General features: G+C 59.4%; 16 protein-coding genes. 2 read left to right on the top strand and 14 right to left on the bottom strand.

Annotated elements, in window-relative coordinates; genetic code table 11:
- Nucleotides 1-18 precede the first annotated feature (18 nt).
- From QA648_RS27040 to QA648_RS27010, 7 genes are all read right to left on the bottom strand, one after another.
- Nucleotides 19-2,190: an adenylate/guanylate cyclase domain-containing protein gene (locus QA648_RS27040; protein WP_283051810.1), complete on the bottom strand. Its 2,172-nt coding sequence runs from the start codon at nucleotides 2,188-2,190 to the stop codon at nucleotides 19-21.
- Nucleotides 2,191-2,397: 207 nt separating this feature from the next.
- Complete coding sequence (gene glgB / locus QA648_RS27035; RefSeq protein WP_283051809.1) at nucleotides 2,398-4,605, bottom strand: 1,4-alpha-glucan branching protein GlgB; 2,208 nt, start codon at nucleotides 4,603-4,605, stop codon at nucleotides 2,398-2,400.
- Nucleotides 4,605-7,883 (bottom strand): maltose alpha-D-glucosyltransferase, encoded by a 3,279-nt coding sequence (gene treS / locus QA648_RS27030; protein WP_283051807.1) that lies wholly within the window; start codon nucleotides 7,881-7,883, stop codon nucleotides 4,605-4,607. The genes glgB and treS overlap by 1 nt, the downstream gene beginning before the upstream one ends.
- A complete protein-coding gene (locus QA648_RS27025; RefSeq protein ID WP_283051805.1) occupies nucleotides 7,884-11,114 on the bottom strand; it encodes a maltotransferase domain-containing protein in 3,231 nt (1,076 codons plus the stop codon).
- 260 nt (nucleotides 11,115-11,374) lie between these two features.
- On the bottom strand, nucleotides 11,375-12,202 hold the full coding sequence (locus QA648_RS27020; protein ID WP_260304232.1) for a nickel-binding protein: 828 nt from the start codon (nucleotides 12,200-12,202) through the stop codon (nucleotides 11,375-11,377).
- 156 nt (nucleotides 12,203-12,358) lie between these two features.
- The gene (locus tag QA648_RS27015; RefSeq protein ID WP_283051803.1) at nucleotides 12,359-13,180 is read right to left on the bottom strand and encodes an SDR family oxidoreductase; all 822 of its coding nucleotides are present in this window, start codon (nucleotides 13,178-13,180) and stop codon (nucleotides 12,359-12,361) included.
- Nucleotides 13,181-13,271: 91 nt separating this feature from the next.
- On the bottom strand, nucleotides 13,272-14,465 hold the full coding sequence (locus QA648_RS27010; protein ID WP_283051801.1) for a phytanoyl-CoA dioxygenase family protein: 1,194 nt from the start codon (nucleotides 14,463-14,465) through the stop codon (nucleotides 13,272-13,274).
- Between the two features lie 94 nt (nucleotides 14,466-14,559).
- On the opposite strand from QA648_RS27010, the gene QA648_RS27005 reads away from it, so the two are divergent.
- Entirely contained in the window at nucleotides 14,560-15,582 is a 1,023-nt protein-coding gene (locus tag QA648_RS27005) for a LacI family DNA-binding transcriptional regulator (protein ID WP_283051799.1), read from the top strand.
- A 19-nt stretch (nucleotides 15,583-15,601) separates the two neighbouring features.
- Here QA648_RS27005 and QA648_RS27000 read toward each other — a convergent pair whose 3' ends face one another.
- From QA648_RS27000 to QA648_RS26990, 3 genes are all read right to left on the bottom strand, one after another.
- Nucleotides 15,602-16,276, bottom strand: coding sequence for an HAD family hydrolase (locus QA648_RS27000; RefSeq protein WP_283051797.1), 675 nt, complete (start codon nucleotides 16,274-16,276; stop codon nucleotides 15,602-15,604).
- Nucleotides 16,277-16,359: 83 nt separating this feature from the next.
- On the bottom strand, nucleotides 16,360-17,340 hold the full coding sequence (locus tag QA648_RS26995; protein WP_283051795.1) for a mannonate dehydratase: 981 nt from the start codon (nucleotides 17,338-17,340) through the stop codon (nucleotides 16,360-16,362).
- Between the two features lie 139 nt (nucleotides 17,341-17,479).
- Nucleotides 17,480-17,872 (bottom strand): hypothetical protein, encoded by a 393-nt coding sequence (locus tag QA648_RS26990; protein WP_283051793.1) that lies wholly within the window; start codon nucleotides 17,870-17,872, stop codon nucleotides 17,480-17,482.
- 225 nt (nucleotides 17,873-18,097) lie between these two features.
- Here QA648_RS26990 and QA648_RS26985 point away from each other — a divergent pair, with 225 nt between their 5' ends.
- Entirely contained in the window at nucleotides 18,098-18,460 is a 363-nt protein-coding gene (locus tag QA648_RS26985) for a hypothetical protein (protein WP_260304225.1), read from the top strand.
- Nucleotides 18,461-18,484: 24 nt separating this feature from the next.
- On the opposite strand, the gene ugpC is transcribed toward QA648_RS26985, so the two are convergent.
- From ugpC to QA648_RS26965, 4 genes are read right to left on the bottom strand one after another with little or no spacing between them, the layout of a single operon-like run.
- Nucleotides 18,485-19,549: a sn-glycerol-3-phosphate ABC transporter ATP-binding protein UgpC gene (ugpC, locus tag QA648_RS26980; protein WP_260304224.1), complete on the bottom strand. Its 1,065-nt coding sequence runs from the start codon at nucleotides 19,547-19,549 to the stop codon at nucleotides 18,485-18,487.
- Nucleotides 19,550-19,571: 22 nt separating this feature from the next.
- Nucleotides 19,572-21,086: a DUF5060 domain-containing protein gene (locus tag QA648_RS26975; RefSeq protein WP_283051790.1), complete on the bottom strand. Its 1,515-nt coding sequence runs from the start codon at nucleotides 21,084-21,086 to the stop codon at nucleotides 19,572-19,574.
- 38 nt (nucleotides 21,087-21,124) lie between these two features.
- The gene (locus QA648_RS26970; RefSeq protein WP_104827252.1) at nucleotides 21,125-22,012 is read right to left on the bottom strand and encodes a carbohydrate ABC transporter permease; all 888 of its coding nucleotides are present in this window, start codon (nucleotides 22,010-22,012) and stop codon (nucleotides 21,125-21,127) included.
- Entirely contained in the window at nucleotides 22,009-22,908 is a 900-nt protein-coding gene (locus QA648_RS26965; RefSeq protein ID WP_120708270.1) for a sugar ABC transporter permease, read from the bottom strand. The genes QA648_RS26970 and QA648_RS26965 overlap by 4 nt, the downstream gene beginning before the upstream one ends.
- Nucleotides 22,909-22,975: the final 67 nt, after the last annotated feature.

Below are 22,975 nucleotides of genomic sequence, written 5' to 3'. Positions count from 1 at the left end.
CGATGGCTGCAAATTCGGCTAGAGGTCGGCCGCCTTGTCTGCAGTTTCGTCGATGAAGTGTCCGGCTCGGCGCGAAATCTGGCCGTAAAATTCCTGCAATAGCCCTGTCGCCACGACCTGCGCCTTGAGCTTTGCGGCGCTGACGAGTTTGCGGCTGCTCGTCGAGCGTGTTCGCAGGGCAGCGACAAGCCGCCTGTGCATGGCCCAAAGTTCCACAAAATCGGCCGATCTTGCCAGGCGCGCATCGCCGACCACCGCAAAGAGTTTAGTCCGCATGCTCTTACCCTTCAGGGTCAGCGCTCCCGCCTCGAGCAGAGCGCAATCGGACAGCAAGCTCGCTGTCGGCTCGGATACCAGAATGTCGAAATTGATGTCCTTGCAGGCGGATTCGATGCGCGCGGCAATGTTCACGGCATCGCCGACTGCGGAGTAATTGAAGCGCGTCTCGGCACCCATGTTGCCGACGCAGGCAAGCCCGGTATGGATGCCGATCCCTATCCTGACCCGCCGTTCGTCCCCGAAACCGAATGCGTCGCTGTTATTGAGGCGAGCGAGTGTTTCCCGCATGCCCAGTGCCGCCTGCACGGCCTTGCCGGCATGGTCGGAGACATCGACGGGAGCGTTCCAGAAAGCCATGATCGAATCCCCGATGAACTTGTCGAGCGTGCCGTCATTGGCGATGACATGGTGGCTCAGCGCGTCGAGCAGCGTGTTCAGGAATGCGACGAGGGCGGTCGGGGTCATCTCCTCGCTGATCTGGGTGAAGTTTCGCACGTCAACGAACATGACGGTCAGCTCGCGCTCATCTCCTCCAAGGCGCAGGGCATTGCGCGTATGTTCGATGCGATAGAGCAGCGACGGCGAGAGATAGTGGCCGAAAGCCCGCCGCACGTCACGTCGTTCCCGGTCGGTCACGAGAAAGCGAAATGCCGTCGCGGCGAAATGCGTGATCGATCCGGCGACGATCGGTGCCAGCGGGTCGAAGAGAAGTCCGCCGTAGAGGAAGGCAAGCCAGGAGGCGACAAGGGCAAAAAAGGTAATCAGCAGGCCGCAGCCAAGTGCGACCGCCGGATTGACGAAGGTGGTGAGGATCACCAGAAGGCTGCCCAAGACGGCAATCGACAGGATTTCCATCCCATCCGCCCAATCCGGCCGGGAAAGGAAACGACCTGAAAGGATCTGCTCGACGATCTGCGCATGAATGGAGACACCCGGCACGTTTTCACCAAGCGCCGTCGTGCGGACATCCTGGAGGCCGGAAGCGGAGGTTCCGATGAAAACGATACTGCCTTCTACCGCGCTTCTGATGTCGGGGGAGGCGTCTCCGGCCGCGAGTACCTTAGCTGCCGAAATATACCGTTCCGCGGTGTCGGGGCTGACATAGAGCCAGAGCTCTCCCGCTGCCGTGACCGGCACCACGAAGTTGCCGATCTTGACCCGGGTCAGTGTATTCGGCGTGTTCGGTGCTGCGTCGAGGACGTAGGTGGAGGCTCCCTGTGCGACACGGAGCGCTTCAAGCGCAAGATTGGGGTAAAGCTGTTTGCCGTCGCTGAGGAAAAGCGGAACTGCGCGCACCACCGCCGATGATGCGCCGGGATTGAGGCTGATATGACCGAGGCCCGCGGCATTGGCTTCCAATTGCGGCTGCAGCGGCGTCGCTGCCTTGATGGCGGGCGGCGCACCGAAAGGGCTTTCGCCCGTATAGGCAAAGCCTGCCTTGACCGGCGGCAGATAGTTCCCCTCGTTGGAGAGACCAAAGCCCAGCACCACGGGCTTTCCGGATAGCGATTGGGAAAAAATCTCATCATTATCCGGCAGTTTGCCCAGCAGCGAGGGGTCGATACCGGAGACGTCGCGAACGACATTGCGAGGAGACAGGCGGTCGGGCTCGGCGAAAAGGACATCGAAAGCGATGGCGGACGCGCCCATAGCGGAAAGCTTGTCCACAAGGGCGGCAATCCGGTTTCTCGGCCAAGGCCATTGACCGAATTCGCGTAGGGACGCTTCGTCTATGTCGATGACCCGGACAGGCTGGTTCTCGAAGGTCCGGGGCACCAGGCGCTGATACTGGTCGAATGTCAAATCGCGGGCGAGCCGTAGCAATTGAGGATCGCTTGCCCGCAGGGTCGTCAGCGCTGTGACGATCGCCAGGCCGATAACGACGCCAATTTGCTGCGCGCGCGTCACCATTACGGTGTCAGTCCCTTTGCCCCCGCGTCCCGGCAATAAGTAGCAATTCGGAGAGATACAAAAATCTATTGATCTGCTGCTGCGCCGAGGAAGAATATGCTGCCTTGTTCCTGGGAGCGATGCAATGATCAAAGTATCTGAGGAATAACGAAAAGGATTTTTGCGCAGTCAGCTAGCATGAGGCTGGCTCGGTGGCCGCTCTCGCAATCATCTAGGGCTTTTGATGAAGATGGTCGAGAGTGGCGGCAGCCGAAGGGATAGCGAGGCGGGGCGCCCGTTCAGCGAAGACAAGGCCGCCGGCAGCGCCCCGTTCACCAAGCCGGTGCCGCCATATTCATGTGCATCGCTATTGAACTCCTCGATCCATATCCCTTCGGTCGGAACGCCGATGCGATAGTTGTCGCGCGGAACGGGCGTAAAATTCGACACAATAAGGATCGAATAGGAGCGGTCTTTCGGAAACCGTAGCATCGCGAAAACGGAATTGGCCGCGTCGTCGACCACCGCCCATTCGAATCCTTGTGGATCAAGATCGCCGAACTGCAGGGCTTCCTCCCTGCCATAAAGGCCATTCAGATCTCTTACCAGACGCTGCAAGCAGGCGTGTCGCGGCTGGTCGAGGACATCCCAGGTCACGGATTGATCGTGTTGCCACTCGCCCCGCTGGGCAATTTCCCCGCCCATGAAAAGAAGCTTCTTGCCCGGATAGCCCCACATGAAAGCGAGATAGGCCCGAAGATTGGCGAATTTCTGCCAGGTATCGCCCGGCATTTTCGTCAGAAGCGAGCCCTTTCCATGGACCACTTCATCGTGGGAGAGCGGCAGCATGAAGCGTTCGGAATAGGCATAGATCATGCCGAAGGTCATCATGTCATGATGGTGGCTGCGGTAGACGGGATCCTTCGACATGTAGGTGAGGCTGTCATGCATCCAGCCCATGTTCCATTTGACGTCAAAGCCCAGGCCGCCTTGCTCCGGTGGCTTCGTCACACCCGGCCATGCGGTGGATTCCTCGGCGATCGTGAGTGCGTGCGGGCATCGTTGATGAATGATGCTGTTGAGGTGCTTGAGGAATTCGACCGCTTCCAGGTTCTCCCGTCCGCCATATTGATTGGGTATCCATTCGCCTTCATTGCGGCTGTAGTCGCGGTAGAGCATCGAAGCCACCGCATCCACCCTCAGGCCATCCACGTGGTAGCGCTCCAACCACTCCAAGGCGCTGGCGATCAGGAAGCCTTTCACCTCGTTGCGGCCGAGATTGTAAATCAACGTGTTCCAATCCCCGTGGAAACCCTCCCGGGGATCCTCGTGTTCGTATAGGGCGCTGCCGTCGAAGCGGGCGAGGCCCCAGACATCGGTCGGAAAGTGCGCGGGCACCCAATCCAGGATCACACCCAGGCCTGCTCCATGGCACCGATCGACAAAATAAGCGAAGTCTTCCGGTGTTCCGTAGCGTCCTGTCGGGGCGAAAAGGCCCAGAGGCTGGTAGCCCCAGGAGCCACCGAACGGATACTCCATGATGGGAAGCAACTCCATGTGGGTAAACCCCATGTCATGCGCATAGGGGACGAGCCGCTGGCTGAGTTCGATCCAATCGAAAGACCTGTTGCCGTCCTGAAGATTTCGAAGCCAGGAACCCACATGCACTTCGTAGACCGAGACGGCCCCTTCCAGGCCATTTCTCGATTGTCGGGAATGGATCCATTTGTCATCGCTCCAGCGGAACGGCCTTGAGGAGGCGACGATGGAGGCGGTGGAAGGAGCAGCTTCGCTCGCCCGCGCCACCGGATCGGCTTTCTGTGGAAGGCGGGTGCCGTTTGCATCGATAATCTCGAACTTATAGCGCTCGCCGGGCGTCAGCCGGGGAATGAAGATTTCCCAAACGCCCGCGGGCGCCCGCAGGCGCATTGGATCGCGCCGGCCGTCCCAGGAATTGAAATCTCCAACAACCGAAACCCGTTGTGCATTCGGTGCCCATACTGCAAAGCGAACGCCGGCAATGCCGTCGATCTCCATGGCGATGGCGCCGAGGGTCCGGCTCAGATTGTAATGGGTTCCCTCGGAAATCAGATGGAGATCGAGTTCGCCGAGCAGAGGCCCGAAGCTGTAGGGATCCTCAGTCGTTTGAACCGCGTCCGGCCACTTGATCCGAAGGCAATAGTCCATTTTTGAAGCAATGGCGGCGGCAAACAATCCAGTGGGGTGAACAAGCTGGCAGGCCGTCAGGACATGGCCGCTCGCCGTGTCGATGATATCCACCCCATCGGCGCCGGGCATGAAGATACGCACGATCGTGAATATGCCGTGCTTATGGATTCCAAGGATGGCAAACGGATCGCCATGGCGTCCTTGCATCAGCGCCGCAATCGCGTCGTGTCCGATGTCGGCGAGAAGATCGGAGCGTTCGATATCCACTAGCGAGCCTCCATAAGATTGGACAGGATGCCCGAAAGTCCTGCCAACGGAATGGGCAGCCATTTCGGTCGGTTCCGTGCCTCGTAGGCGACTTCATAAGCAGCCTTTTCCAGAAGAAAGGCGTCGAGAATCCTGCGCCGCTGTTGGGGCGGCATGGACAGTGCAGCCGACGCCGAAATTGCTTCGAAATAGGCATGCAGAAAAGCCCGTTCCGCATTCCCGGCGAAACGCGCGATGGCCTTCCGCCGACGCTCGTTCTCGTGCTCGATGACCGCATCATTGTCGAGGTCGGCGGTCGCGGCGAGATAACTCAGCGACCGCAACAGTCCGGCCACATCCCGCAAGGGACTTGTCTTGGCCCGGCGCTCGGCAAGGTTCCTCGCGGGCTCGCCTTCGAAATCAATGATCACCGCATCGCCTTCGCTGACGAGGATCTGGCCGAGATGAAAGTCGCCATGCACGCGTGTCATGAGCGTGCCGCGGACGCTTTCGGCCAGCATATCGGCGAGGTCGATAATCGATGCCTGGCGCTTCAGAAGCGGCCTCGCCAGCGCATCGATATCCGGATCGGCGGTCTCATCCAGTTCCGCAAGCTTCGATAGGGCATAGGAGACTTCGCCGGTGATTGCTTTCTTCAGCAATGCGACCTCGGCATCGGCTGCAGTGACCGGTTTGAAAGCCTCCTCGTCGGTACTTTGGGCGAGAACCACATGCAATTCGCCGAGCCGCTGACCGACCATGCCGACGAAGTTCGTCAGCGACTGGAAAAAATCGTCGCGCGGCTGAGCGGCCGGATCGCTCAAGGCGAATTCGTCGGCGGCGCGACGAAGATTGCTCAGCATCCAGTTCCAGGCGTCCCCCTGGTTTCGGATCGCGCCCTGGACGATGAGGAGAGTGGATCGGCGTCCGCCGGAATCCGTATGCGCAACCTCGCCCAGGAAGGGGGCAGTGTGGTCATAGCCGGCCCGGGTCAGAAAGCGCGTCATCTCGACTTCCGGGTGCATGCCGGGAAAGATATGCCGGATCAGTTTGATGATGACCAGGTCGCCGATGATCAGCGAACTATTCGACTGCTCCGCCGAGAGCCAATGGATCGGCAAGTCGGCGGTCATTTCAAGATGATCGAGCTGATCGGTACCGATGAACTCTATGGTTCCCGTGCGGCCGGTTGTGTGGGAGCGTTCGCAAAGGCCACGCACGATCCCGCGCGCCATCGCATCCACGGCAAATCCGTCCGTCAGGAAGCCGACGCGCCGACCCTGGCGGAGCCTGCCCAGCGCGAGCTGCTGGGCGAGTATGGGGGGCTGTGTGTCGTCCCACGCCACGGCAAGCGGAAGCTGGTACGATTCCATGTGATCCGGAAGTATCGCCTCCAATTCACCGAGCACGACGCCTTCGGCAAACGGGATAGGTGTCGCAGAAATCAGCCGGGCCGCCTGCAGCGTCTGGTCTTTCGCGCCAAACCAGCGGCGCTTGGCAAGATAGGCCGGCAGGATCTCGGAATTCAGGATGTTCGCATGCCTGGGCTCATCCACCAATTCCAGCAGGTTCCGGCGGATGACCATGGTTAGCAGGTCGGGAAGCTGTTCGGGAGGGGCTGTCCGCCAGGCGGGCCCATCCGCATCGGCGACCAACTGGAACCAGAAGAAGCCGTAGGGCGGTAGCGTCAACAGGTAGGTCAATTGGCCAATGGGCGGAAATGGCGACATGCCCGTCAATTCTATCGGCACGCGCGCCTCGAACTGTGACAGGTCGAGTTCCACGGCCTGCGGCAGTCGGGAAAGATTGGCAACGCAGAGAATGGTTTCGTCCTCATATTCGCGAAGATAAGCGAGGATCTTACGGTTGTCCGGCGAGAGGAAACGCAGCGAGCCGCGTCCGAATGCCAGATGTTTGCCACGCAGCGCTAGCATCCTCCGCATCCAGTTGAGAAGCGAATGGGCATCCGTGCTTTGCGCCTCGACGTTGACGGCTTCAAATCCATAGAGTGGATCGGCAATCGGCGGCAAAACGAGGCGCGCGGGGTCGGCGCGGGAAAAGCCGGCGTTGCGGTCGAAAGACCACTGCATCGGGGTCCTGACGCCGTCCCTGTCGCCCAAATAGATATTGTCGCCCATGCCGATTTCATCGCCGTAGTAGATCACCGGCGTTCCCGGCATGGATAGGAGAAGCGCGTTCATGAGTTCGATGCGGCGGCGGTCGCGCTCCATCAGCGGCGCAAGGCGCCGGCGGATGCCGAGATTGATGCGCGCGCGCTTATCGGAGGCATAGGTTTCCCAGAGATAGTCTCGCTCGGCGTCGGTGACCATTTCGAGCGTCAGCTCATCGTGATTGCGCAGGAATATCGCCCATTGGCAGATGTCCGGAATTTCCGGCGTCTGGCGCAGGATGTCGGTGATTGGAAAACGATCTTCCTTGGCGATCGCCATGTACATGCGCGGCATCAGCGGGAAGTGAAACGCCATATGGCATTCGTCGCCGTCGCCGAAATATTCGCGCGTATCTTCCGGCCATTGGTTCGCCTCAGCCAGCAGCATCACGCCGGGATGGGTCGAATCCAACGCCGCGCGTATCCGCTTCAGGATCGCGTGGGTTTCGGGCAGGTTCTCGTTGATCGTGCCTTCCCGCTCGACGAGGTAGGGGATCGCATCCAGGCGAAAACCGTCGATGCCCGTTTCCAGCCAAAAGCGCATCACTTTCAGCAATTCTTCCATCACCAGGGGATTGTCGAAGTTCAGATCCGGCTGGTGCGAGTAGAACCGATGCCAATAATAGGCGCCGGCGACCGGATCCCAGGTCCAGTTGGATTTTTCGGTATCGACGAAAATGATGCGGGTTTCTGAAAACCTCTGATCGGTATCCGACCAGAGGTAAAAATCCCGTTCGGGCGACCCTGCCGGCGCTTGGCGGGCACGCTGGAACCAGGGGTGCTGATCCGAGGTGTGATTGATCACGAGTTCGATGATGACGTGGATATTGCGCTGATGGGCGGCGTCCACGAAGGCGCGAAAGTCCTCCATCGTCCCGTAATCCGGACTGACGTTGCCGTAATCGGCAATGTCATAACCGTCGTCGCGGCGCGGCGAGGGGAAGAAGGGCAACAGCCAAATGGCGTTGATTCCAAGCGCCGCGATATGGTCGAGCTTTTGATGCAGCCCCGCAAAATCGCCGACGCCATCATTATTGCCATCGTAGAACGATTTGATATGGAGCTGATAGATCATCGCATCCTTGTACCAGAGCGGATCGCGTTCCCTGTCGCGCTGCATCGTATCCATTCATGCCTCCCTTGACCGGACGCGCCAGATCGCGAAGGGCAGGCTTTGTGGATCAAGCCTGATCCTCTGCCGTTTGCCGGTCCAACTGAAGCGACCGCCGCCGATGAGATCCTCGGCGTCCAACGTGCCGCCATCCCCGAGTGACCAGTGCCAGAGCGGTATGTCGATCTCGCTCTCCTGCGGATGATCGGGATCAAGGCTGATGGCGACGAGCAGGACGTTGTCGCGGGCAGGGTTCGCTTTTTCGAAAAAGAGAATATTTTCGTTGGGTGCGTTGAGAAGCGTTAGCCCCAGATGCGAATGCAATGCGCTGTTTTCGCTTCTGATCCGGTTGAGCATCCGGATTTCGGCGATGATGTTTCCGGGCCGATCATGATCCCAGGCGCGGATCTCATATTTTTCGCTGTCGGCATATTCTTTCCGCTTGGCGTCGGGACGTCCCTCGCAAAGTTCGAAGCCGTTATAGACACCCCAAAGACCTGAAAGGGTTGCCGCGAGCGCGGCGCGGATCAGGAAGGCCGGGCGAGGGGCATCCTGCAGAAAATCCGGATTGATATCATGCGTGTTGACGAAGAAATGCGGGCGGAAAAAATCCTTCGCGGCCGTCTGGGTGAGCTCCCGCATATATTGCTCGAGTTCCCATTTGGAATTGCGCCAGGTGAAGTATGTGTAGGATTGGGAAAAGCCGAGCTTTGCGAGCCGGTACATGACTTTCGGCTTGGTGAACGCTTCCGACAGGAAAACCACATCCGGATGACGCGCCCTGATATCGTCGATCAGCCATTCCCAGAAAGGAAATGGTTTGGTGTGGGGATTGTCGACCCGAAACAGCTTTACGCCCTGATCCACCCATAATTGGACGACCCGCAGCAGCTCGAGCCATAGCCCGGGCACCGAATCCTTCGTATAAAAATCGACGTTGACGATGTCCTCGTATTTTTTCGGCGGGTTCTCGGCGTAACGGATCGTTCCATCCGACCGCCAGTCAAACCAACCCGGATGCTGCGTCAGCCACGGGTGATCGGGCGATGTCTGGATGGCGAGATCGAGCGCAATCTCAAGTCCATGATGCTCGGCCGCTTTGATCAGGTGACGAAAATCCTCGAAACTGCCGAGTTCTGGATGGATGGAATCGTGGCCACCATCGACAGAGCCGATGGCATAGGGGCTTCCAGGATCGTCGGGGGTCGCCTGCAGGCTGTTGTTGCGGCCTTTCCGGTTGGTCGAACCGATCGGATGGATCGGCGGGAAATAGAGCACATCAAAGCCCATGTCGCGAATGGCGGGCAGTCTGGCGATAACGTCATCGAAGGTGCCATGCCTGTCTGGATCGCCGCTCTGCGACCGCGGGAAGATTTGGTACCAGCTTGCATATGCCGCGCACTTCCGCTCGGCATCGACTGCGCTAGCCTCCGAGCGAACCCGGAATGGCCGCTTGTCGGCTCGCGCCATCAGATCGGACGTATGCGCATTGAGCAGAATTGAGGTCCGCTCCGCCTGGGAGGAGAATTCCAGTTTCTGAAACAGGGCCTGCAGCTCGGCTCGAAGGGTGCCTTGCGCCTCTGCAAGCGCTGCACGAATGAGGTTCATTCCTTCCTGAATCTCGAGCTTGAGATCGAGCCGTGCCTCGTTCTTCTTCGCCAGCTCATAGCGAAAGATCGCAAACAGGCTCCTCCAGGCTTCGACTGCGAATTCATAGCGACCGACCCGCTCCAGCGGGAATTCGGCGCGCCAGCGATCGTTCTCGACCAGCCGCATTTCCGCCTCGCTCCATGCGCTCGCATCCATGGAGCGCCACATCAGAGCCGCGGCGATCGGATCATGTCCGTCGGCGAAGATGTCAGCCTCGACGGAAACGATGTCACCGACAACCCGCTTGACTGGAAATCGTCCATCATCGACCCGCGGCATGATGTTTTCGATTGCCAGGCGCGGCGAAGCGGTTGCCCGTTCAATGTCGAGCGTGGGGGCAACCGTGATCGGCGTCGACGCCGTCGCCTCGAACGCGATGATTTCTCCCGCGCGCAGGCGAAGGGTCGCATCAATCCCATTCGAGAAGGGGAGAAAGCCAGACGCTGCTTCGCGTAGCGCCATCAAAGGCGCAGGCGCACTTTGCCGAAGGTCTCGGTTGAGGAGGATGATCTGTATACGGTCGGCGTTCCGCAGATCCTCTTCGTTTGAATGAATGAGAGCCGATACCGGGCTTTTTGCGCTGCGGATGAGAGAAAGCGACGAATGAAATCTCGCGCCGTTCGTGCCGATTTGCGTGTTGGCGGCGCGAATCTCGGATGAGATATCGAAGGTCAGGTCATGGCGAAGACCTCGCAATCCCGATCCGTCTCCATGGGTGGGATCGAGCGGCAGCGCGGCGCCATATTCGAATCCCATTGGGACCATGAGCCCGCCGCCCAACGACGTGGCAAGCCGCAACGCCCTTATGGACCGGCGCTCGCGTATTTCCCGGCTTTCCGTGCCGTGGGCCATACGTTTGGCAAAGGGCGGCTCTGGAAAAGCGATTTGCCAGCCAAGCGGCTGCTGGACGCGATGTTCCTCGATGAACCACCTTTCGTCGAAGTCCCACCAGGCCATCGATGAAAAGCAGCCATTGAAGCCTGCACCGTCCAATCCAGCTCGCGCCTCGAAGGCGGTACCGGGCGTCCAGGCAAAGAATTGCACATTCGGCGCCTTCTCCCGGACCGCTGCGATCAAGGATCGCCATAGCTCCGGGGGCACCCGATCGGTGCCAAGGCAGCGATAACCCGATATTCCAAGCTGCGTCAGTGCCTGCAGCCGTTTTGTCCACTCTGCCAATAGCTGCGATTGCTGATCTTCCGCGGCGAGGGTGACAAGCGAGCTGCGCGCGTCCAATGGCGAGAGCCTCGGATCGAGCGGACGCGTATCCTCGGATGCGTCGCGCGCCTTCCTGTCGAGCACGAGGTCCATCATGAGCGCCATGCCGCGCTCTCTGGCCGCCAGCGTCAAAGCTCTCAAACCATCGACGAGAGATGTTCCAAGCGAGAATTCAGGGTCGAGATTTTCGAAATTCCGTGCTGCGAACACGCTGTCGCCGCCCCGCTCGAAAAGAGGTGCGGTCAGAACTGTATCGAAGCCGATGTTCTTTGCGTGGTTGAAGACTTCGCGCCAGGCATCGATCCCTCTGAGAAGCTGGGGATTGACGTAGTAAATCTGGGGCGGAGTGCTCGGCAACCCCTCGTTCGCAGTTGATGTCATCGCCGCTGCTCACGTTGGTTCGACATGAGAGTTCGACATGACAACTTTCGCCGCCGCCGCTTTGTTCCCTTTTTTATGCCGCCAGATTGGCTCGCCGACATGTTCTCCCTTGAAGCAGCATGATGCCTCTTCAGATCGTCGTGCCAGATTTTCCCGCGTCTATAAGCAGTTACCGAATTCCTTGCTGCGGTAAGGAAAGCGCCACTCAAAGGCGAAAAAATGCTCGATACCGAGGGTCCCGCACGGTCACGAGAATTCGTTCATTGGAGGGCGGCTTTGCACCAGTCACATTGGAAGACCAGGACAGGCTTCAAAAAACCCTTCAGCCGCCGGTGGGCCGCATGTGCGAAGAAATCGGCGGTGCCGTACTCCCGAAAAATGCTTTCCGACACGAGGATCTGGTCTGAAGAGGCCGAGGCGCACAATCGTGCAGCAAGTTGAACGGTCGAACCGAACAAGTCATTGCTGTCCTCGACGGGCTCGCCGCAATCCAATCCGATGCGTATATGAAGCGGCTCAAGGTTGCCCTGATTGTAAAGCTCGAATTCCTGCTGGATCGCTATTGCGCAATCGACGGCTGCGGTCGTTGAGACGAACGTCGCCATGATGCCATCGCCGGTATGTTTCACCTCGCGGCCTGAAGAACGGGCAAGGCATCTGCGAACAATGGCGTCATGAGCCCTCACCAACTCGGTCGCCATGCGGTCGCCGAGACGTGATGTCATTTCGGTCGAGCCGACGATATCGGTGAAGAGAATTGCCCGGTGGGCAGCATCCATCGCGACTGAGGACTGTCCTGACGCCGGCTCGGGATCGTGAATTCGGCCGAGAAATGCCTCGACCGCCGACAGCGCGACTTCGACAACTTCAGCGGCGATAAAGCCATGCGCCTCGCGGTGCACGCATTGAGCCGTTTCCATATCGGGCGCGTCCATCAGGCAAAATGCAGTTCCGCGCCGCTCGTCGAACCAGTAGGTGAGGAACTTAACCCCATACTGATCTTGAATGTCGAGGTCCTTACGATGTGCTTCGGCAATATCGGCCGCTGTGACCCCCGCAAGATCATGCCGGTCCATGAAGATAGCCATTCTGTGCCCCGCTGGAATCTCCTCATGTATATTAGTTTACCCTAAAGCCATGTCGTGGCCCATATCATCCTTACAGGTGACGGACGGAGAGGATCTGATTGGAGCGGTCGCCGCGGCACGGCGCGCATTCCTTCGCGCCGATCGTTTGAGCCCTTTTCAGAGGGCCGCTACCGGATGCGGCGATCCGTCGTAAGCGCCCCAGACCGATTGATCGAAACAAATGACCGAGCCGGTCATAAGGCCGGATTCGGCCGACGACAGATAGGCGCAGGCGCGGGCCACCTCTTGCGGGTCGACCAGACGGCCGAAGGGCTGGCTCGCCGCTGCCTTTTCCAGCCAGTCGGCGGGCGCATCGTGATATTCCTTCTGGATCCGGTCTTCGCCTTCAGAGGCCATCCAGCCGATGTTGAGGCCGTTGACGCGGATACGGTTGCGCAGCAGCGCGTAAGCGGTGTTTTTCGTCAGGGTTTCCAGCGCGCCCTTGGAGGCGCAATAGGCGACGATGAAAGGCTGGCCGGCCTTGGCGGACATCGAGCCGATATTGACGATCGTGCCTTCGATCTTCTCGCGCCGCATAACCTTGACGGCTTCCTGCATCAGGAAGAATGGCGCCCGGACATTGACGGCGAACATGGCATCGAAAAGCTCGGGACTGGTGTCCAGAATGGTGCCGCGATCGGTGATGGCGGCGGCGTTGACCAGCGCGTCGACGCGACCGAAGGTCTGGTCGCAGACATGCACGACGTTACGTGCCTCTTCGACATTGCCAAGATCGGCTTTGACATAGACGACCTTTGCGCCTGTTGCAGCCGAGATCTCCTCGGCCTTGGCCTTGCCTTTCACCTCGTTGCGGCCGCAGATGACGATGCCCTTGGCGCCGCGATCGGCAAAGAGACGGGCGATGGTGGCGCCGAGCCCCTGTGTGCCGCCGGTGACGATAGCGATCTTGCCGTCGAGACGGCTGTGGTCTGTGCTCATGTGGTTCCTCCCGGAAATGGTCTATTACGATATGCGGAAGCCCCTCGCGGATGCGAGAGGCCTCATCTTGTTGGACGCGTCTTCGGTCCTGTCAGGTCAGCTTCTTGTCCGCCTGTTCGGCAAGCGCCTTGCTGAAAGCCTCGTCACTCCAGTTTTCCTCCAGCGCCTCATGCATCAGTTGCGCCTGCGTCTTTGGCGCGAGGCCGCCGATGGGCGGGTCGCGGTCGAGATTGGTTGGGAAGGAATAGCCTTCGGCACAGGCGGCAATGGCGTTCGACACTTCCGCCGCGGAGAGCTTGCCTGCTGATTTCAGTTCCTTCAGCGCCGGAAACAGGCGTGCGCTCATGCGTTCGCGATTGACCGTTTCCATGGCGCGGCCGAAAGCGGAGGAAACCTGCAACAGGTTTGCCACGCGCTTGATATCGGCCGAGCGGTTGTTGCCGGCCGCGTGGAAGAGGGCAGGGTTGAAGAAGACGATATCGCCCTTTTCGAGCGGAAGCTGAACATGGTTGCGATCGAAATAATCGCGGAACTCCTGGCGCTTCAGCGCAAGATAGCCGGGCACGTAGGTCTGGCTGTGCGGCAGGAAAAGCGTCGGTCCGCTTTCGAGCGGCATGTCGCAATGGGCAACCGCGCCCTGCAAGGTCAGAACAGGCGAGAGCCTGTGCACATGGGCGGGAAACTGCTCGATCACCTTCGATGTCTGGAAACCGAGGTGGTAATCGCGGTGAGCGGACTGCGCCGCGCCGCCGGGATTGACGCGATTGACCTGCGCCGTCATCTGGTAGCTCGGCCCGAGCCAGGCTTCGCTGGCGATAGCAATAATGGCATTGCCGTAATATTCCGCGAAGTTGGCGGGATCGGCGAGGCAATGTTTTTCCAGCGAATTCCAGATGCGGTCATTGGCGCCGGGCTTGGCGAAGTGGTCTCCGCCGCCGGTGGCCGTGCGATGCTGCTCCTTGATGATGTCGTCGAAAATCGTGCTGGCGCGATCGATGACAGAGATATCCTCGTAGGCATGTTTGAAGACGACAACGCCAGGGCCTTCGCCGAAGGCCTCGCAGATTTCAGCGAGCACGGCGCGACGGCCTTGAGGATCGGCAATATCAGCCAGAACCTTGCGGCTATCGTAGATCAGGACGTTTTTCTCGACGTGATCGGCGCTTGGATAGTCTGAAAGCGCGGTGGTCTTCTCAGCCAGCGCGCGAAAATCGTCGAGGTCACAGGCGTCCTCGGTCAGCCAGACGCGGTCGGCGCGCTGCTTCTGAAGATTGTCGGTTTTCATCAGATGTTCCTCCATCCCTGATGGAGGCACTATACGGCAGATGCCGGTGTGTTATAGATCACAAATCCATCAAAAAACCATCAGAACGAACCGCATGTCACATCCATTTCTCGTCAAGGACATCGCTTTTCAAGCCGGCCTCAGCACTGCCACCGTCGACCGGGTGCTGAACGGGCGGGCAGGCGTGCGCCGGCAGACAGAGATGCGGGTGAAGGCGGCAATTGCCGAGCTGGAAAAGCAGCACGCAAGTGTTGCGGTCAGCGGGCGGACGCTGGCGATCGACATCGTCATGGAGACACCGATGCGTTTTTCCGATGCCGTGCGCGCCGCCTTCGAAGCAGAGGTCGCAACCTTTCTGCCGACAGTCTTCCGCTGCCGTTTTCATTTTGCGGAAGTCATGAAGCCGCTTGAAATGGTGCAACTGCTCGATCGAATCCGGCTGCGAGGTACCCACGGGATTGTGCTGAAAGCTCCTGACATTCCCGAGATTGCGGCTGCGGTCGAGCGTGCGGCCAAAACCGGCATCACCGTCGTTACGCTGGTGACGGACCTGCCAAATTCTTCGCGCGCGGTTTACGCCGGCGCCGACAACCGTGCCGCCGGCGAGACGGCGGCCTATCTTGTCGGGAATTACTTCGCTGGAGCCGCCGCTCGGGTGCTTGTAACGCTGTCGAGCGGCCGCTTCCGTGGCGAGGAGGAGCGGGAGATCGGCTTTCGCCGCGTCCTTCGCGAGCGTTATCCGCAGATCGGTGTTGCCGAAATCAGCGAAGGCCACGGCGCCGACGCTGCCACTGGGATGCTTGCCGCCCGCGCCATCGCGGCGGATGTGACGATCAATGCGGTCTATTCCATTGGCGGCGGAAACAGAGCCGTGCTCGCCGCCTTCGAGGAGGCCGGGAGGGACATCCGCATTTTTGTCGCGCATGATCTCGATGCCGACAATCGGGCTCTGCTTGCCGCAGGCAAGATTGGTTTTGTGTTGCATCATGACCTGCGAACGGACGCACGTTCGGCATTTCGAGCAATTATGAGGGGTGTGGTGAAAGAGCGCGTGGCGCCGGCTGTGCTGTCGGCGGTGGAAATTATCACGCCCTACAATATGCCTGCGGGCAACTGACGCGTCGGCGTTTTCCCGCTCAGCGTCGCCCTCCCACTTCATCGATGTGATAGAGAAGGTCGGCCGGATCTTCATAGACGCGGATCGCCCCGGCATCTTTGAGTTCTTCGCGGCCATAGCCGCCGCTCAGCAGTCCGACCCCGAGCGCCTTGCAACGCGTCGCCGCCAGCATGTCCCAGATGGCGTCCCCGACGACCACCGAATTTTCTATCGCAACCCCGAGGGCTTCTGCTGCGGCAATAAACAGGTCCGGGTCGGGCTTGGCGTATTTGACCTTGTCCCGGGTGATGATCGGGAATGCCTTCGGGTCGATCCCCAACGCGGCAATATTGACCGCTGCCGTCTCCATGCGGCCGCTTGTGGCGATCGCGAACGGAATTCCGGCGTCCGAAAGCCAGCGGAGAAGCTCGCTTGCGCCAGGAAGAGGGCGTATCTGGGCGCCGAGACGACGATAGGCATCGGCATGAAGTTGCCGCAACCGCTCATTTTTTTTGTCGGTTATCTCAATGCCGGTTTCACGGAGCAATTGGTTGGTGAACAGTCCGCCGCTCATTCCGATTTTTCGATGGATGCGCCATATCGAGAGCTCGATACCTTCGGCATCCAAGGCTTCTTTCCACGCCAGCACGTGCTGATAGACGCTGTCCACCAACGTGCCGTCAAGATCGAATAGAAAGGCATGTTCAATGCGCATGGAACTCTCCTACCCCAAATCTAGGGGAGGAGCGAAAGGCATCAATGGGAACTGGCGGAAAAGCCTTCCGCGGCTATGGGCAACTACCGCTTATCGCTCTCCAGCACCTGCAGCATGGCGGCAATGTAGCCATAGGTAAAAGCAAAGGCGGTGTTTTCCGGATCGCGCCCGGAGAGGCGCGGCACATGATCCGGCATGATCATATATTGGTAGCCGACCTCGGCGTAGGTTTTGAGCGATCGCCACATATCCATGTCGCCTTCCTCCGGAAAGGTCTCCATGAAGGAGAGCTTGCGGCCGCGGATGTTGCGAAAGTGGACGTTGAAGAGCTTGCCCCGCTCTCCGAACCAGCGGATGACGTCGAAGATTTCCTCGGCCGGATTGTCGAGCATTTCGCCGACCGTGCCCTGGCAGAAATTCAGCCCATGGTAGGGGCTCTCATGCATCTGAACGAACTTCTTCAGGCCTTCGACGCTGCCGAGAACGCGTGTGACCCCGGGATAGCCCGGCGGCGTATAGGGATCGTGCGGATGGCAGGCAAGACGCACTTTGCAGGCTTCGGCGACCGGAACGACGCGTGACAGGAAATAATCGATGCGCTCCCAATTCTCCTCCTCGCTGAGGATGCCGGCGATCGAAGGCGGCGCATCGTGATCGGCCTTTTCCCAGCGAAAGGCCTCGTTTCTCGATCCGCCGCGGCCGGTTTCCATCTCCGTACGAGGGATCCCGATGATATTGAGATTGTATTTGACCGAGGGAATGCCGACTGCGGCGGCATTCTCGATCAGGCGGCAGATGGAATCGATTTGGCGGTCACGGTTCGGTCCGGCCGTCAAAATGTCCGGGCTGTATTGCCGTTCGATCACGTTCGAGCTCATCGGGAGCTGGATCATATCGAGAATGAGGCCGAAGCTCTCGATACGGTCACGAAGGGCCTTGAGAATATCAAGCGTCCAGTCGTGCGGATTGCCATCGGGATCGGCATTGACGTGCCTGACGCCCAACTGTGCCATGACCCGGTAGTCATCATCGTCCCGAGCCTGAAACTGCGTACCGACATACATGTGAAATCCTCTCCTCGAATCTCGCCAATGCTAAGCAGCGGGAAGGCGAATTCCTCCCATCAAATCGCGTTCGCGGCAATCCGCCGCGGCTGGAGCAGGCAAAGACTTCAAGCGGCATTGGGAGACGAATTCAGCTTCCTTAGTGGATCGTACTGAGCACTGTCGGGCTTGCGGCAAGATTGTCGACAAGCACCGTTGCCGCATAGCAGGCGACGATTAGTTGAGCTGAAAAGCTCAATACAGGTCTCCAGTCGCGGGCAGGCCGAGATCGATTGTCGGTTGCGATGGAGCAGGTCTCGGCCTCAAGCGGCGCAGCCTCCAGGGTTTTGGCGCCGGAAGCCAGAAGCACGAGAATGTTGAATATGATGAACTGGCGCGGGCTCGCCCCGATAGTGCAGAACATGAGATTGCAGCACAGACAGGCGGCGCAAAGGTAGACACGTTGCTGCTTGCCAAGAAAGCGCTTTAAGGCGCTCAATCCATTCAAAAATCGTCCTGGATTGCTCCACCTGGCATAGCGGATCTGTTTCATATCCTGCCTCCCTGCTCGAATCAGGCAGGCCAAGGAAACCAGCTTTCGCCGGCCGCATGTGTTGCATTGTATTACGGCAAATTCTTTTAGTTTGCGGCGGTCAAGCCCATTGGGCGCGGGCTCAAAGGACGCGCCACGCCGCTGCAACAAAATGAAACAAGATACAACACTGCTTTACATCGAAAAGCTCTATGTTTGACCCGCATTCGAATGAGAGGTCACGAGATGCTTTTGGATTCTCCTTCACAGCATGGTCGGGCGGATGTGCTGATCTGCCTCGACAATCAGCAGGTCGCCACGCGCATCGGCTCGGTCCTGTCCGCGCGCGGGCTGACGGTTGCCGCCGTTCCGGCGTCCGGCATGGATACGGAATTCGAAACGAAGGGCTGCCAGGTTGTCGTGACGCATACAGCTATGATCGGACGGGTGCGCAACCGCTTGCGCCTGCCGGTGGTCAATGTCGAGGCGTTCATATTCGAGCGGCCGGATCATTCCACTGAAGGCGCCCCGAAGCAGTTCGACGGCGCCGCCTTCGTAAAACGTGTCCTGACGGTCATGAGCGACGCCGAACGGCGATCGACGCGATGACGGGCACGATGACAGCGCCAGTTTCTACAGGCGCTGTTGGGTCTGCTTGTCGAAGAAGTGGATGCTCGGCGATTTGAGGGAGAGTTTCACCGTCTGGTCCGGCACCAATTCGGCGCGCTCGCGCATGACCCATGTCAGTTCGCGCCCTTCCAGATCGAGGGCGACATGGGTTTCCGAGCCGGTCGGCTCGACGACGGTGACCTTGGCCGGCACTCCGCCATCCGTCGCAAAGGATATGTCTTCGGGGCGAATGCCGACGATGACATCCCGGTCGCCGGCCTGGGCCGGAACCGCCAGGAGCTCGATTGAAATGCCGCTCGGGAGCGTAAGCCTCGGATTCGAGCCGCCCGTCAGCCTGCCTTCCAGGAAATTCATTGCGGGGGATCCAAGGAAGCCCGCGACGAAGACATTCCTTGGCCGGTCGTAAAGCTCGAGCGGCGTTCCGATCTGCTCGACTTTCCCGCCCTGCAGCACGACGATCTTGTCGGCCATCGTCATCGCTTCGATCTGGTCGTGCGTGACATAGACGATCGTTGTCTTCAGCCGCTGATGCAACGCCTTGATTTCGGCCCGCATCTTGACGCGCAATTTGGCATCGAGGTTGGACAGCGGCTCGTCGAAGAGGAACACTTTCGGATCGCGCACGATGGCGCGTCCCATGGCGACGCGCTGGCGCTGGCCGCCGGAAAGTTGGGCGGGCTTGCGGCCGAGCAGTGGCTGAAGCCCGAGGATCTGCGCCGCCTCGCCGACTTTTCGGTCGATCTCCGTCCGCTTTGCGCCGGCCAGTTCCAGCGCAAAGCCCATGTTCTGGGCGACCGTCATCTGCGGATAAAGCGCATAGTTCTGGAAGACCATAGCGATGTCGCGGTCCTTGGGCGGCAGGTTGTTGACCACGCGGCCGCCGATCGAGATTTCGCCGCCGGTGATTTCCTCCAGCCCGGCAATCATCCGGAGAAGGGTCGACTTGCCGCAGCCCGATGGCCCGACGAGAATGACGAATTCGCCGTCCGATATATCGACATCGACTCCATGGATGATATCCACCGCTCCGTAGGATTTCCTGACGCTTTTGATGCTCAATCCGGACATGAAATTCCTCCTGTAGACCCGATCAGTTTTTCTTGCGGATGCGAAGGGCCTGGTACGGCTTACCAGGCAGTTCGACGCCAAAGGCCGCATCCGGCTTGCCGCCGCGCACGATTGCGCCGTGCCGGGTGGGGTGCGGGATCGGGGCTTCCACTTTCTTTGCGGGGGTAATCGTCATCTCCCAGGTGTCGATGATGTCGACATCGTAGTCAGTGCCGTCTTTGGGCAGGCCGGTGGACCAGACGACGGGCTGGTGCTCGCCAAGATAGATATAACGGAGATCGCCATCCTCGGCGCCTGAGACGCGCGTCCAGGGCCATTCACCACTGGCGCCTAGCGGCTCGAGCCCGTTGACCACATCTTTCTCCAGCAGGTCGCGCAGGAAGCCGATGCGCTTCCATGCCTCACCACGCAGTTCGCCGCCTTTCGCCCACCAGATGAGGTCTTGCGGATGCGAATAGGTTTCGCCGTGGCCGGCATAGCCGCCGCGCGTCACCGTGATCCAGAAACGATGCACCAGTTCCTGCGGCGTCAGATTGCCCCAGGATTGGATGATGTTGCCTTCATATTCAGGCTCGTCATTGACGACCGGCTTGCCGTAGGCGTCGCGCCATTCCTGCGTGCGCTTCACATCCCAGTTCTGGATGCAGGTGTGGGTCACCCAGGGCTTGCGATGATCGAAGTTCATCGTCGGTTCGCCATTATGGATGGACTTCAGATGGCCGTAGGGGTCGTTCTCTTCGAGAATATGGAAATAACGATCCCACTGCACCATCGGCTTGGTGTCGAGAAGGAAGTCATATTCGTTGGCGAGCGCCCACCAGACGTTCCGATAGGCGGCAAGCCGCGCCGCGAGATAGGCGACATAGCGGAAATCCTGTTCGGCCGACATGTCGGCATAACCCCAGCGGTCGTAGGGGTGAAACATGATAATGTCGGCCTCGATGCCGAGTTCGCATAGTGCGGCTACCTGCCTTTCGAAATGCCGGAACAGGACGGGGTTCGGCCGATCGAAGTCTTCCTTGCCGTCGGCGCCCTTTTCGAAGCAGGGATGGAGAGGTTCGTTGACGTTATAGGGATAGTCCTTTGGAAACACGCCCATGCGGATCTTGTTGAAGCGTGCTTTCTTCAGCGTATCGAGTGTCTGGGCCTGCATCTCCAGCGGCTGATGTGTCCAGGCATAGCAGGTCGTCCCGAACGAAAGGAACGGCTTGCCGTCGGCATAGGCGAAATGAAATTTGTTACGCACGCGCACTGGGCCGTGATTGCCCTGCGAGGGTTTGGTGGCGGTCAGCGAGCCGGTCTTGCCGTCGAGTTCCGGGGTCTTCGAACGCGTCCTGAAGGACCATTCACCTTCGTTGTCGGGCATGAAGCGGACGCGATAGACGCCGTCGCCGTCATAGAAACCGGGCACGCGGATTTCGCGGCTGTTCTGGCTGAACACGGCATCGAATGCTGCGTCGAGATAGGGATTGCCGCCCGAAGGACCGTTGAAAGCGGCCTCGAAGACGCCCCATTTTTCGACGGTTGCACTGGACATTATATTCTCCTCGAAAGACTTGCCGATTAGGTGATTGATCAGCCCTTGACGGCGCCGGAGGTGAGGCCGGAGACGAAATATCGCTGAAAGATGAGGTAGACGAGCGTTGCCGGCAGCACGGTCATGACGATCGCGGCATTGAGCTGGCCGTAGTCGTTTGAAAACTGCCCCTGGAAGGACATGAGCCCGAGCGGCAGCGTCCACATGTGCTGATCCTGCAGGAGCACGAGCGCCATGGCGAATTCGTTCCAGGTCGAAACGAAATCAAGGATGAGCAGCGCGGCGAGCACCGGCAGGCAAACCGGCAGGAATATCCGGCGGAAGATGGTGAAATGGCTTGCACCGTCGATCAGAGCGGCTTCGGACAGCTCCTTTGGAATGCCTTTGAAGAAGCCGTGCAGGATGAAGACCTGATAGGGGACGCCGAAGGCGATGTAGGGCAGGATGACGCCGGGATAAGTGTCGATCAGGCCAAGAGAGTTGACCAGCGTGAAGAGCGGCGCCAGCATGACCTGGAAGGGGATCATCGTGCCGAAGACGACGAGAAGCAGCAGTATCTTGCTGAACCTCAGCCGGATCTTGGCGAGCGCATAGGCCGCCATCGCTGAAAGGATGAGCCCGAGCGGCACCTTGATGACGGTAATGATAGTGCTGTTCAGGAAGGCGTTGGCAAAATTGCCGCGACCCCAGGCGCTCGAATAATTCTCGAAAGCCGGATTGAGGGGTGGCACGAAGGCGCCCGTCGTCGTCACATCAGCCTGCGTTTTGAGCGACGTGAAGACAATGAAGACGAAAGGCGCAAGCCAGATCGCGGCGACGAGGAGCAGCGCGATCCACAAGCCGATCAGGACGGGATCCCGCTTGCGCTTTGCCGGAATGATGGTCTCGAAGCCATCCGACATGGATGATGCCGATGCTGCCGTCATTGTTCGGCCTCCTCATGCTTCTGCGTCCATCGCAGGTAGGGAATGACGATGGCGATGGTGATGAGCAGCAGGACAACGGAGATCGCAGCGCCGCGGCCGAAATCGAAGATCTGCATGGCCTGCGTGAAGGCCCAGAGCGCCAGCATCTGGGTTGATTGCGCCGGCCCGCCGCCTGTCAGGCCGTAGACGATGTCAAAGGCCTTCAGAGACGAGATGACCGATAGCACCAGAACGATTGTCAGCGTGGTGCGTAGCGCGGGCAGGGTGACGTATCGGAAGATGTTCCAGCGCCCGGCGCCATCAATGCGTGCGGCTTCGACCAGCGTCTGCGAAACATTCTGCAGACCCGCGAGAAACAGAACCATGGAGAAGCCGACGGATTGCCAGAGATAGGCCACGAAGACCGAATAGAGGGCGATGTCCTTATTGCCGAGCCAGTCCTGAATCCAGTCCTGCAGCCCCATAGACGTCAGGATCTCGGTGAAAAGGCCGAAGAAGGGATCGTACATCCACTTCCACATGGTCGCGACCGCGATCGGGGCGATAATGACCGGCAGATAGAAGATGGCGCGGAAGGTATTGCGGGCGAAAAGCTTCTGATTGAGGCTCAGCGCCAGCAGCAGGCCGATCATGGGCGGGAAAATCACGCACATGATCGTCCAGATCACCGTGTTGCGGAAGGCGACCCAGAAAACGGGATCCTGCGTGAAGATATATTGATAATTCGCCAGGCCGACGAATGGGCGTTGGGGATCGAGGCCATTCCATTTCTGAAAGCTCAGCACCACCACGTTCAGCATCGGATAAAGTGCGAAAATCGCGTAGATCAGCATGGCCGGGGCGAGCAGGATCGCTGCCTGAACGCGTGGGTCATGGGTTCGATTGCGGAATGACATTCTGATTGCTCCCGGCGGCAACTGACGCGTGGGCATAAAGTGAGGGAAGCCGTCCGCAGCGATTGGC

The sequence above is a fragment of the Rhizobium sp. CB3171 genome, assembly GCF_029714265.1.
Taxonomy (GTDB): Bacteria; Pseudomonadota; Alphaproteobacteria; order Rhizobiales; family Rhizobiaceae; genus Rhizobium.
Note: the sequence above shows the minus strand (reverse complement) of the source record. Positions and strands in the feature narration are given on the sequence as shown.